At 54.9% G+C, this 11,519-nt stretch carries 13 protein-coding genes; 9 read left to right on the top strand and 4 right to left on the bottom strand.

What is annotated here, in order from left to right; translation table 11 throughout:
- Positions 1-13 precede the first annotated feature (13 nt).
- The 3 genes from pcaG to pcaC are packed head-to-tail and all read right to left on the bottom strand — an operon-like array spanning position 14 to position 1,742.
- The gene (pcaG, locus tag E4Z66_RS03410; protein WP_136461522.1) at positions 14-634 is read right to left on the bottom strand and encodes a protocatechuate 3,4-dioxygenase subunit alpha; all 621 of its coding nucleotides are present in this window, start codon (positions 632-634) and stop codon (positions 14-16) included.
- Positions 634-1,365, bottom strand: coding sequence for a protocatechuate 3,4-dioxygenase subunit beta (gene pcaH, locus E4Z66_RS03405; RefSeq protein ID WP_136461521.1), 732 nt, complete (start codon positions 1,363-1,365; stop codon positions 634-636). The genes pcaG and pcaH overlap by 1 nt, the downstream gene beginning before the upstream one ends.
- Positions 1,362-1,742 (bottom strand): 4-carboxymuconolactone decarboxylase, encoded by a 381-nt coding sequence (pcaC, locus tag E4Z66_RS03400; protein WP_136461520.1) that lies wholly within the window; start codon positions 1,740-1,742, stop codon positions 1,362-1,364. The genes pcaH and pcaC overlap by 4 nt, the downstream gene beginning before the upstream one ends.
- Before the next feature lie 378 nt (positions 1,743-2,120).
- Between pcaC and E4Z66_RS03395 the strand changes: the two genes are divergently transcribed.
- Both E4Z66_RS03395 and E4Z66_RS03390 read left to right on the top strand, forming a co-directional pair.
- Positions 2,121-3,275 (top strand): tyrosine-type recombinase/integrase, encoded by a 1,155-nt coding sequence (locus tag E4Z66_RS03395; protein WP_136461519.1) that lies wholly within the window; start codon positions 2,121-2,123, stop codon positions 3,273-3,275.
- Positions 3,276-3,683: 408 nt separating this feature from the next.
- On the top strand, positions 3,684-4,934 hold the full coding sequence (locus E4Z66_RS03390) for a hypothetical protein (RefSeq protein ID WP_136461518.1): 1,251 nt from the start codon (positions 3,684-3,686) through the stop codon (positions 4,932-4,934).
- A gap of 567 nt (positions 4,935-5,501) precedes the next feature.
- On the opposite strand, the gene E4Z66_RS03385 is transcribed toward E4Z66_RS03390, so the two are convergent.
- Positions 5,502-5,708: a hypothetical protein gene (locus E4Z66_RS03385; protein WP_136461517.1), complete on the bottom strand. Its 207-nt coding sequence runs from the start codon at positions 5,706-5,708 to the stop codon at positions 5,502-5,504.
- A 304-nt stretch (positions 5,709-6,012) separates the two neighbouring features.
- Here E4Z66_RS03385 and E4Z66_RS03380 point away from each other — a divergent pair, with 304 nt between their 5' ends.
- The 7 genes from E4Z66_RS03380 to E4Z66_RS03350 all read left to right on the top strand — a co-directional run bounded on the left by E4Z66_RS03380 (position 6,013) and on the right by E4Z66_RS03350 (position 11,363).
- Positions 6,013-6,222 carry a hypothetical protein gene (locus tag E4Z66_RS03380; protein ID WP_136461516.1) on the top strand — a complete coding sequence of 70 codons (210 nt, stop codon included), beginning with the start codon at positions 6,013-6,015 and terminating at the stop codon, positions 6,220-6,222.
- A 506-nt stretch (positions 6,223-6,728) separates the two neighbouring features.
- Positions 6,729-7,886 (top strand): hypothetical protein, encoded by a 1,158-nt coding sequence (locus tag E4Z66_RS03375; protein ID WP_136461515.1) that lies wholly within the window; start codon positions 6,729-6,731, stop codon positions 7,884-7,886.
- Positions 7,887-7,988: 102 nt separating this feature from the next.
- Positions 7,989-8,183: a hypothetical protein gene (locus E4Z66_RS03370; RefSeq protein WP_136461514.1), complete on the top strand. Its 195-nt coding sequence runs from the start codon at positions 7,989-7,991 to the stop codon at positions 8,181-8,183.
- 153 nt (positions 8,184-8,336) lie between these two features.
- Positions 8,337-8,990, top strand: coding sequence for a hypothetical protein (locus tag E4Z66_RS03365; RefSeq protein ID WP_136461513.1), 654 nt, complete (start codon positions 8,337-8,339; stop codon positions 8,988-8,990).
- 61 nt (positions 8,991-9,051) lie between these two features.
- Entirely contained in the window at positions 9,052-9,630 is a 579-nt protein-coding gene (locus tag E4Z66_RS03360; RefSeq protein WP_136461512.1) for a hypothetical protein, read from the top strand.
- Positions 9,631-9,867: 237 nt separating this feature from the next.
- Positions 9,868-10,692: a terminase large subunit gene (locus E4Z66_RS03355; RefSeq protein ID WP_136462115.1), complete on the top strand. Its 825-nt coding sequence runs from the start codon at positions 9,868-9,870 to the stop codon at positions 10,690-10,692.
- The gene (locus E4Z66_RS03350) at positions 10,689-11,363 is read left to right on the top strand and encodes a hypothetical protein (protein WP_246035865.1); all 675 of its coding nucleotides are present in this window, start codon (positions 10,689-10,691) and stop codon (positions 11,361-11,363) included. Before E4Z66_RS03355 ends, E4Z66_RS03350 begins: the two co-directional genes overlap by 4 nt.
- Positions 11,364-11,519: the final 156 nt, after the last annotated feature.

The raw sequence follows: 11,519 nt of genomic DNA, 5'->3' as shown, positions 1-11,519 counted from the left end.
CGGCGCCGGCCGCTCAGATGTCGAAAAACACGGTTTCGTCCTGCCCCTGAAGCTGAATGTCAAAGCGATAGACGGGCAGGCCGTCCCTTTCGCTTCTTGTGGCGATCAGCGTGGCCCGGCGGCGTTCCCATTCGATCGTGTTCAGCACCGGGTCGGTGGCATTCGCCTCGGCCTCATCCTCGAAATAAATCCGCGTATTCAAGCCCATGTTGATACCGCGCGCCACGATCCACAGGGACAGGTGCGGCGCTTGCAGGGTGCCGCCGCGTCCCGGAACGGGGCCGGGCTTCACCGTGTCAAAGCCCCATTCGCCGGTGTCGAAATCAGTGATGACACGGCCCCAGCCGCGAAACCCGTCTTCGACCGTGCCCGCGTTTTCGGGATGCGCATAGATGCCCTGCGCGTTCGCTTGCCAAACCTCCAGCATCACGTCCTTGATCGGACTTCCCGTCCCGTCAATGACCAGCCCTTCGACGCGGATACGTGTGCCTGCCGCGTTCGGCCCCGCAATGTCCTGCCCAAGTTCGGTGTCATAGATGTCGAACCCCGCAGCACCGGGGGCAAGCCCGATATGCACGTAAGGGCCTGCGGTCTGCGACGGCGTCTGTTTGAGGTAATTCAGCTTTTGCGCCATCAATTCCCCTCCAACCGGTTTTCAAACAGGGTCGAGCGTCGCCCGCGCAGCACGATGTCGAAGCGATAGGCGATTGTGTCCAGAGGGATCGTCGCATTCATATCCAGCACGGCGGTCAATTGGTCGATCGCGTCCGGGTCGGGAATGCTTTGCACGATGGGACAGCGCGCGATCAGCGGGTCGCCCTCGAAATAGCATTGCGTGATCAGCCGCTGCGCAAAGGCGGTGCCGAAGATCGACAGGTGAATATGCGCCGGGCGCCAGTCATTCACACGGTTGCGCCAGGGATAGGCCCCGGGTTTCACTGTTCGGAAATAGTAATAGCCATCCTCGTCCGTGAGCGTGCGCCCGCAGCCGCCGAAATTGGGGTCAATCGGCGCAAGATAGCCATCTTTCTTGTGGCGATAGCGCCCCCCGGCATTGGCCTGCCAGATCTCTACCAGCGTGTTGGGGATCGGCCGCGCGTTTTCGTCCAGCACCCGTCCATGCAGGATGATCCGCTCGCCCATCGCGCTTTGCCCATCGGCGGCATAATTGTGGAGAAGATCCCGGTCCATCGGGTCGATATCACCGTGCCCAAAGCGCGGTCCGGTGACCTCACTGACAGTATTTTCAAGCGAAATCAGCGCATATTGGGCGGAGCGCGCGACGCTCGTCTTGTAATTGGGCGTATAGCCGGGCGGGTGGCGGTCGCGGTCCCATTGGTAGAACTCGGCGGGCGGTTTTGTCATTGGCCCTCCTCCATCTGCGCCAGCGTGGCCTTGGCCAGTTTGATCGCATGGTTCGCCTTCGGCACGCCCGCATAGATCGCCACATGCATGAACGCCTGCATGATGTCCTCGGGGCTGGCACCGGTATGCGCGGTGGCGCGCACATGCATCGGAATCTCTTCGAAATTGCCGGTCGCGGCCAGCAGGGCGAGTGTTAGCATCGACCTTTCGCGGCGGCTGATCGTGTCGTCGGACCACAAGGTGCCCCAAGCGCCTTCGGTGATAAGTGTCTGGAAGGGCGCGTCAAAATCCGTCTTGGCCGCCTCAGCGGCATCAACATGCGCATCGCCCAGAACCGCGCGCCGCGTGCGCATCCCTTCGTCAAATCGATTGGTCATGTGGCCTCCTCTCACTGCGCAGAATAGTTAAGCGCGGACAGGAATGACACCGCACAATGCGCGATGGCCAACATTTGAAGAAGCGAAACGAAAAAGCAGCGACAGTGCGTCAACATCGAGCGGAAACCACCGAAAAGATGGAGTGATTATCTGCGCGCTGAGAGATTTTTGGCTCCGGCGGTAGGGATCGAACCTACGACCAATTGATTAACAGTCAAGCGACGATATTTATGCACTTGGTGCATGTTGGTGCAGTTAATCAGTGAAAACAATAGTTTGGACCGGTTTTGCAACGATAATCAATCGGTTGACAGTGCGCCTGAATGCACCTTAATGACGTCATGCGTTGCAAAACGTTGCAAAATCGGAGCATGACAGATGACCACCGCAATCGACTTCACCAAGCCCGCGCGCCTGTTGAAAACCTCTACGGGCATGTATCGCCACGATGGCGACCGCTTTCCGGGCCTTTATCTGAATGTCGGCAAGACCAAGAGCACGTGGTACATCAAGCGCAAGGTCGATGGGAAAACGAAGTCCATCAAGATCGGCGGGTTCCCGGCAATGGATGCCCTCACGGCGTTTAAACAGGGCGACACCAAGACAGGTGTTGCCAAGAGCGACATTCAGACGGTGCGCGATGGCTGGCGATTCTGGTGCGATACGTCACAGGCGCAGGGCGGTATGTCCGAAGCGCACCGAGCGCGCATGACGCGTCAGCTCGAGATGCATGCTCCAGAGATCATGGATAGCAATGTCGCTGACGTGACCTCCGCCAACGTGCAGGCCGTGCTAAACCGCCTGATGGCTGATGGTAAGAAGGCGACAGCGAGAGCCGTGCGTATCGGTATTGGCAACGCGTTCAACTTCGCGCCTGTCGTAAATCCGGTCGGTCAAAAGAGAACGCGTGTGGCCCGGAGCGATGAGACCGAAGCGCAATGGACGGGGGTCGCCCGCGCACACGATCTCGACGCAGACGACTGGTCTGTGATCTGGGAGGCGATCATGGCGCGGCGCGAGAAGAACGTTATCGTCGGGACTGCCGTCGCCATCATGTTCCTGACGGGTATCCGGTCTGAGAATGTTTGCTCTTTGTCTTGGGATCAGGTCGATTTGCAGAACAAGACCATCCACTTGACCAAGATGAAAAACAAACTCGCGCGGACATTGCCGGTGATGGACACGGTAATCGACTTGCTGTTGTCCGTCCGGCAGTCAGGCAGCGATTGGGTGTTCCCGGCGTCGTCTGCGACTGGATATATTACCGACCCCAAAGGAACGTTCGCCACCATAAACGATGAAGTTGTCCGCGTTTTCCTGCCTCATGATGGGCGGCGTCACTTTATGCAGGCGTCAGCCGAGGCATTTTTGCCGGGCTACGTCGCTCATTTTCTGCGTGGAGACAAAAAAGCAGGCGAGGGCAGTGACATGCTAATGAAATACCTCAAGCGTATGGGTAATCGTCGCGCTGTGGACGATATAGAAACAGTGTATTTCGAGCGAATTGGCGTAAGACCTAGTTTCCAGACTTGAAGCAGCGTTGATGGTGCACCATATTTTCGATGTGCGAATGCATCGTCGTGAGACGCCGCGCGTCATTGTTGGCGGGCACCAGCATATACTCGGGGTCGCGTTTGTGGCCTACGTCCTGAGTTGAAGGGAAAAGCGCCACCGGTAGCAACGGAAACCTGTCTGTCAATTTGGACATGATATAAAGGGCACCATTGCTATGTTCACAGAAAACCTGTGCGTACTCGAGTCACGCGTTGAAGAACTCGAAACCCGCTTGAACAATCCTCGCCTAATGACGCCGTCCCAAGTTTGCGACTTCATGCAGATTTCGGAGCGGCTTCTTTATGAGATGAAAGAACGCGGTGACGCACCCCCAGCGATTTACTTCAGCCAGCGAACTGTTCGCTACGACTTGCATCAGGTCATGGCGTGGGCGAAGAAAAAACAAGTGGGGTGTTGCTAATGGCACGTTTGGGCAAGGAGCGCATCACCGCAAGGATGCACACAAACGACACCGAGGCGCTATTGCGCTTTAATGTCACAAAGCAGCGAATTGTTGAGATTTGCAATCGGGATTTTGAAGATGACCCCTTTGATGAAGCCAAAGACTACAGCACTTGGAATCGTGCGCTGAATGGTAAGGAAGTTTGGGAGGGCATCGTCGCTTCCATTGATAGCCTTATGACGGATCAGACGGCGCACCCCCGCAAGTATCTGCCTGATGCGGGGCCGCCGAAAGTCGATTTACACTTATGGATGAAGCAAATTGGCGGCGCGACTTGGTGGCGCGACGTGTTGTGCTTCTCAGCGTCGCAATCAACCTTCAATGCTTGGTTTTCTGGTCGTCCTATGGCGAGCGACAAAGTTGCTGAGGTCAAGGATGCTGTCGATCAGTGGTGGTCGAAAGTCATGTATGCTTGTGAACGCGCCGAGTATGCATCACTGGGCCGTGAATTGTGTGAGGCTTCCTACCGTGAGCGACATGCGCATGGGCTGGTATCGTACTTCTATACCAAGGTGATCGAAGAAGGTTTGGACGTTGACAACGCGCGATGCCTCTTTGTCGATTTGCACGACAAAGCATTTAGGCACCACACTCGCCTTATCGACTTATCCGACCCGGTAGACCCATTGGTGCCAATTGAGAGTGTCCATAGTGATTTTCTCAGACGGGAGTACGGTGAGAAGTTCGACGAAATGCATGCCCAAGGTTATCCCGATGCCATACCAAAAGGTCCGCCGCCGTTCGATCAGCAGCCTTGGTATGTGGATAGTAAATGGGGAGACAGGCGCAACGAGGAATGTCCCAAAGACCTGAACGAATGCCTATACGGGCTATGGTATCGGTCAAAGCATCGGCACGTCTGGAACGAACAAGAGCGCCGTTTGGAGTTAGTTTTGGAAATTGTCGAAGTGTCGCCAGATGGCGAGACATGGCTACCAGCGAATGAACGTCAAAAACAGGGCTGGGACCCCGGGACATTCTATTTCATGAAGCACTTACATGAAACGGGTGAAACGCCTGTCAACGCCTATACGCGCGAAAGACAGGAAGTTGAGGCCAAGATTCGCGACATCAAAGGTAAGATCGAGCGGTCAGGCAATGCGAGCGGTGATGCAGCCTCGCTTTTGGCCGAACTGACCTCATTCTATCGCGAAATTGAAACCCTAAACTCCTAGGCCGCGATTGGGTTAGGCGATGGGAGCGCGGCGATTATTTCGTCGCGCTCTTTTCGTGTTGAGCAAGGGATTAGCCAGCGGCGGATGGTTTCAAGATCAACGCCAAGTGAATGTAAGCGTCGTGCATGTTGTTCAGCCATGTTCGGGTTCCTCTTTGCTAAACGTGTCGGTCTCGCAATGACACTTGCCTTATGACGGCACGTTGCCATCTGCTGTACTCGGCCCGTTGGTAGTTGCGCCCAATACATACAACGCTTGCCAGTCCATGCACGACCGAGAAATCAGGTGGGAACACCACTTCCGAATGCGAAGTGCCTTTAGCAGTGAATCTGCTGCGTGCGATAAGTTGCGCGCGTGCGCGTGTGCATAAAAAAATGATGATGAGAATTCGAAACAACGCTCTGGGAGATGTCATCAACATTTTTTTATGCACACGCGTTTACGTACGACAAAAAGCGTGCAGGGCAGGGCCGTGTCCTGTCACCAACCAATCCGCCCTAGAGATTTCCGACCACTAGATACGACTAAGTCGCAACTGGGCGAAAACCGAGGCCAATTGATTCCTAATCAAGCAACACAGCGCTTTTGCTGCTGATATTCTAAATAGTTAATCAATAGTTTGATGGCTTTTGCAACGTCTCTTGCAACGCGGGCGGATAACCAACCAACAAGATCACTAGAATAACGCACAATATCGCCAACCCTGCATATTTTGAGCGGTGCATCCGTCGTGTGTGTGTCAAAGACGCAATCTGCTGCGGTGGACGCGGTCATCTTGGTCAATTCTGAAACGGTATGCCCGAAGCAACACACCGCCCATGTGCGCCTCGTTGACGTGCGCGCCGACGTCGAGGGTTCGCGCCACCTGATAATCCCCGGGCGCCACCTCATTCCCCAGACCAACGCCCCTTTGCTGGATGATATTCATCGCTGTGAGGGACAGACTATCATCGCGCCCCGCGACGTCCCGACCGTTCTTTCAGCGCGGGGTGCGATCAAACCGAAAGGAAAGTGAATGATCTATAGGGCCTCCCTAAACAACAGCACGGCAACGATTTCAGTCACAACGATCAACAACATGGCTAACATCAAGATCACGGGCGCGGCCAATCTAGGCGATCAACTGCACGCCTTCGCGACTGACCCGTCTGCTGAACCCATCGATAACATGCCCGCCTATACAGCTTATCCCACGGACACAGGCGTTCGCCTTGCGACCCACAACGGCCAGATCGACCTGCCGTGGCGCTGGCTCACGTCGATTGCAGACCAGTTGCGGGCGGCATGATCAGCAACACATACCAAACGCCCGAAGCGGCGCTTGTCACGGCAATCATAATGCAGGCCTACCGTGATCTGTTCGCACGGGTTAACGACACGACAGCCTCGCTCACGACCCAGGCCGATCAGGACCAAGCAATTGCGTTCCTAACGGACGACTTCGGTAAGTGGGCTCAGCATCGCAATCATCTATGCTCCTTGATTGGCTGGGATGGTAATGTGCTGGCCGCACGTGTCCGGCGCATGATGTTAGGCGGTGCGCTCCCAGACCCAAACGCCTCCGCCAACGCTGCCGTACTCGCCACCCACACGGCTGCTGTCGAGCGTGTCCGCGCAAGATACCGACACCTCCGCACACCTTGGTCGCGTGCTGCGTAGATAATCGGTATGAATGTTTGGTGTGCGGGACCAAGCCGCCTTTGGTCCAAAGTCCGCTTTTCGCGTGCTGACGAGATTTTCGTCAGCCTTAGTTTGTCTCTTGAGAATCGACAATCTGGCAACCAATCTGCTTCTATGATTCGAAATCCACTATCTAAGCCAATCGAAGAGAATCCGGGCGTGGTTCTGGGGCCGTACGAGGCAGTTGCGGCCCACTTAATGCATATAAATGATATCATTAAAGGTTCTGAATGGAAGAGGTATGGCACTGAGTTACCCGGACGATCAAAGTACTCATTTCCAATTCCTTACAAAGTGCGCGATGAAATAATCGCGGCCTACCTGCTATTTGGAAAACTTGACAGTAGTGCCGGGTCGCAGATCATTGATACTAAACTAATGTCGTTGGGCTGTCTCACTTCCCGCAGCGAATTTTTTGAGCAATTTGCTCCTCCCGACCTAATAAACCCGTTTTGGCATCCAAACACTCGGGAGGGCGTGTCGTTTTTGGTAAGGGCATCTCTATTAAATGCTGCGAAGACTCCAGTCTCGGAATTTCTGCCACTCACAGATGAAATCGTCAGAACAATTCGGTATTCTGGTGTCAAGGAGATCCAGCCTTGGGATGGAAGGGAGCCTTACTCAATAACTAGAGGCAACGTGCAGAAGGCGCTTGAGTACGACTTTCCGGGAGGACGTAATGGCCATGACATTGAGGAGGATTACTATTTACTCAATACCGGCAAGGTTTCCATGACCGCTCAGCTCACTCTTCGAGCTATTGAACGTGCGATTCATCACGAGATACCAATGCTTTCGAAGACACAGATTGCTCCAAGTTGGTTGTCAAAAGATGTTGCTCGAGGGCCGATGTCAATTCTTCGTACCACAATTGATTCCCTAGAATGGCTACCTTCTCCAAAAAGCCTGCAAGAGGCGAGCCGCATTGCTGATGATGAAGCGATGGTTAGTTTGAGAGAGAGTGTCCGAGATTGGAATGAACTAATGCTTGCAGGCAAACTGAAAGATCTTGAGGATGTGAGAGCAAGAATTGAACGAGACGTGTCTCGGTTTGCAGGTAAGTCGTGGGCTTCAAGAGTTGCCGGTCTAACAACTTATGTTGCCATTCCCACAAGCATTGCGGATTTTTTGATTGGCTCAGGATACCTTGGGGGTGGCGCTGCAGTGATTGGAACCCTGTCGCACTTCCTTTCGACCCGGATAGAGAAGAGCGACCGGCAAAGCTGGCTTACTATCGGGGTCGATCGTAATGGAAGCTTCGTTCGACGCTAGGATACGTGCTTCCCAAAGATACTAATCGGACAGGCTTGCGACTGGTTGATTGATCCTAATTGGTTACGATCAAACTCTACCTTGGAACTGATCACTCAATGCATGAGCAAAGTGACGAGTTTTGAGACAGGCCAGAAAAAGCCGTCATTCGTTGCGTTGCAAAATGTCGTGGGTTTGGGCTCAACACCGCCAATCGCTTCTCATCCGAGCTGGTTGGTCTTCGGTTTTGGTAAAGCTGATGGCATGACCGTAGCAGCCAAAGCTATCTGCCGCTGTTTACAACGGCACCTCATTTGATCCCCGGTAAGACCTGCTTCTGCGGTCGTAGATCGCCTACCTGCCAATTAAATTGAACTCACGCGATGCGTACATCCTAACCTGTCCAAATAATGAAAGGGCGGTGTGTGCTTGTCACGTGCCGTTCTTTTATTTTGGACAAGGACCACATCAATGCCAGACGATACCACCGCCGCCCTACAAGCGCTAATCAAGCAAGTTGTAATTCTCACTACCACGGTTTCAGACCAGCAGAAAAAGATGGACGACCTCCACGAGCACAATGGTCGCCTGTTGGACAAAGTGATGGACGCGAAACGCGAGCTGCCCGCATCCGAACCAAAACCCAACACACTCGAACAACATCTCGACGCCGAACGTGATCGCCGTGACCTCGACGTCGTAGGCATGGCACGTGGCCCTGACGGTAAGGTGTATCTGCAATCAGGCTCCGGCCCTGCACCCCACGTCCTCACTCGTGAACAAGCGCGTGACCCTGTTCAGTACCGTGCGGCCAAAGAAGCGGCAGCAGCAGCGGGCGTCGAATTGCGGGTGGCAAGTGAACACATCGACCCGACAACGCGCAACACTGGCCGCAATCCTGTTATGTCTTCGAAGACAATCACCTTCGATGATACCCACGAACGCATCCGATACGTGCGGGCCGATATGAACACAGGCAGCGGCCTCGTCGCCCGTCGGATGCAGGCGGAACGGGATGGATATAAGGTTCGGTCGTTCTCGTCCCTCGATGATCTGCCCGACCATGCGCGGACCAAGTTCAACCTCATGGAAAAGGCGGCACAAGACGCTGCATCGGGCGAATAACTTTGGATATCAGGATCAATCCCTTGGCCCTTCAAGGCCATGAATCGGGTGAGTCTTTATAGTGGCGCAGGGTGGAAAGAAGAACAGCGGACGTCGTGCGATCATCGACATGCGCCCAGACCGGAACGAGATCATCAAGGACATCGTACTTGAGCGACGGACGCTGACCGACATAGCAAAACGCATCGGCATCAACTTTTCGACGGTTCAGCGCTATCGCGACGACAAGATCACGGAAGAAATGCGCCGTGATATTCTGGCGCGGGAACGTATCAAGAAGATCGAAGCCGATACGGGCATCATCAACGAAGACCGCATGGACGTTGCGAACACCTATGACAGCCTGGCGCGGAGGGTCGAAAAGTTGATCACGAAGGCCGAGCAAGAAGATAACCCGGCGTTTGCTTTGTCTGCAATGGAGGGGTTGCGACGTGTCCTGCGCGACATTGCACAGCTCCAAGGCAAACTTGCTCAGAAACTGACCGTCAATTTGTCGCTGGCGGAGTCGAAGGAATGGATGACTATGCGCAAAATTCTGCAAGATGTGTGCGCCGAGGTTCCCGCCGCGCGCGAACCGCTACTTCGCCACATGCGCAACAACGTGTTGAGCGTGACCGAGGAAGAAGGGGGTGCATTGTGAAACACACGACTTTCCTTGGTTGGGATCATTATGCCAACTTGCGGGACGACCGTTCAAACGCGGCGACTGAGGCAGGCCATCCCGAATGGCTCGACATGCCCGCGACGCGCCCGCAGGCTGTTGACCAAGGCAAACGCGTCTATTTCACAGGTCAGCCATGCAAGCACGGTCACACGACGCCTCGCGGAATGTGCAAAGGTTGTCTTGGTTGTTACATTCAACGGCATGGGTTGAGTGATGCCCTTTGATGCCCTCCGTGACTTTTGCACCCTCGTCGAACGTGACCTCGACCCCGAAGCGGAAATGCTGCACTTTCTGCAACAGGAAATTCCGAACGCGACGGAAGTCGACCCTTGGCAATTTGAGGCAGTCAACTCGACTGCTGGAACGATTGCCATGCGTGTGTGCCGTCAGGCGGGCAAGTCATGCGTCCTTGCGACCCGCGCCGTCCGTCGGCTGAAACTCGGACACACGGTCCTTTGCCTTGCACCCGCTGAACGTCAAACCCGCGAGATTAGTAGAAAGGTGGCGACCTATCTCCGTGCCACAGATTTGATTGTCGAACGCGCAACCCAGACCGAGATAGAAACCTCAAACGGCGGCCGCTTCATTGCTGTGCCTGCGTCTGGCGCAACGATCCGTGGTTACTCGGTGCATGAAATCCAGATCGACGAGGCCGCATATCTTCCGGGCCAAAACGGTGGCGAAGACGTCGTGGTTTCGGTCCTACCAATGCTGCGTGACGACGGAACATCGCAGGTCGTGTTCGCCTCAACGCCTGCGGGCAAGAACAATCACTTTGCCGAGTTGTTCCTCGAACCCAAAGACGACGTGCATCGGATCGTCGTCAAAGGCACGTCGATCCCGCGCCTTGCCTCGCGTGTCGAACGGCTCCGCTCGCAGTTGTCAGCGACACGCTTCCGTCAAGAGGTCGAAGTCGAAATGTTGAGCGACGGTCTCTCCTACTTCGACCTCGCCGTTATTGAGCAAGCAACAAGTCAGGAGGGCGCAATTTGTCCCATTCTCCAAAACTATGTTATCGCGCCAACGGCGAAGTCGTGAACGAAACAACCCAAGACCCCGCTATCCCACGTGTGACGGGGTATCAACGGTATTGGATTGGTGCAGACCTTGGTCAAGCGAACGATTTTTCGTCGGCGGTTGTGATCAAGGACCAGTGTCTGCCTGTTTCGACTGGCAGCGGTGTCGTGCTTGGGTCTCGTGAGCGGACGGTCGTCTATGCAGATAAGTTCAGGGGCGTCAGTTATGTGGAGGTCGTTGATCACCTGATCCGCCTGCGGAACGCCCCGCCATTCGGCGGCAAGTCGCAACTTGTAATCGACGGAACGTCAATCGGGCGCGTCGTATCGGACATGCTATGGGAACAAAACGTCGATCACTCGGCCATCCAGATGACAGGCGGGCAGGAATGGTCAAAGAAGGGTTCCCGATACGTTAACGCGGGGAAAACATTCATGATTGAGAACCTCGCAGTGCTGTTCGCCTCCGGGGACATCAAGTTCGCCCATGACCTGCCGCTGCGCGATGAGATCGAAGCCGACCTGGCCTCGTTCACGATGCAGACCACGGCAGCGGGCAACCAGATCATCACCCAGTCGCGGTCAGCCGCTGGACACGGCGACCTCGGCATTGCGCTGATTGTTGGCGGCTTCGCTTCGCAATACCTGAAGCCCCAGACGATCCTCGTCAGCACGTTGCGTGGGTGGCATTGATAGGCTGAACGCGACCGTCTTAAGCTATTGTTCAATAATTCAAGGTAGTCTCGTGGCCATATCGTGACGCGACATATTGTGCAGCCGTCGGGAATGCTTCATAGTGATAGTGCTTCATGCGGAGTACCGCAGGCTGCACATTCGGTGCCAAATCAA

Origin of the sequence: Aliishimia ponticola (assembly GCF_004803475.1) — a bacterium.
GTDB classification, from domain to species: Bacteria; Pseudomonadota; Alphaproteobacteria; order Rhodobacterales; family Rhodobacteraceae; genus Aliishimia; species Aliishimia ponticola.
The sequence above is the reverse complement of the archived record's forward strand: the minus strand, read 5'-3'. Positions and strand labels throughout refer to the sequence as shown.

Excerpts from the sequence above, each read along its gene's own strand:
- E4Z66_RS03385 (WP_136461517.1), bottom strand. The coding sequence starts at position 5,708 with ATGACCGCGTCCACCGCAGCAGATTGCGTCTTTGACACACACACGACG.
- E4Z66_RS03365 (WP_136461513.1), top strand. The coding sequence starts at position 8,337 with ATGCCAGACGATACCACCGCCGCCCTACAAGCGCTAATCAAGCAAGTT.
- pcaC (WP_136461520.1), bottom strand. The coding sequence starts at position 1,742 with ATGACCAATCGATTTGACGAAGGGATGCGCACGCGGCGCGCGGTTCTG.
- E4Z66_RS03395 (WP_136461519.1), top strand. The coding sequence starts at position 2,121 with ATGACCACCGCAATCGACTTCACCAAGCCCGCGCGCCTGTTGAAAACC.
- pcaG (WP_136461522.1), bottom strand. The coding sequence starts at position 634 with ATGGCGCAAAAGCTGAATTACCTCAAACAGACGCCGTCGCAGACCGCA.
- E4Z66_RS03375 (WP_136461515.1), top strand. The coding sequence starts at position 6,729 with ATGATTCGAAATCCACTATCTAAGCCAATCGAAGAGAATCCGGGCGTG.
- E4Z66_RS03380 (WP_136461516.1), top strand. The coding sequence starts at position 6,013 with ATGGCTAACATCAAGATCACGGGCGCGGCCAATCTAGGCGATCAACTG.
- E4Z66_RS03355 (WP_136462115.1), top strand. The coding sequence starts at position 9,868 with ATGCCCTTTGATGCCCTCCGTGACTTTTGCACCCTCGTCGAACGTGAC.
- pcaH (WP_136461521.1), bottom strand. The coding sequence starts at position 1,365 with ATGACAAAACCGCCCGCCGAGTTCTACCAATGGGACCGCGACCGCCAC.
- E4Z66_RS03370 (WP_136461514.1), top strand. The coding sequence starts at position 7,989 with ATGAGCAAAGTGACGAGTTTTGAGACAGGCCAGAAAAAGCCGTCATTC.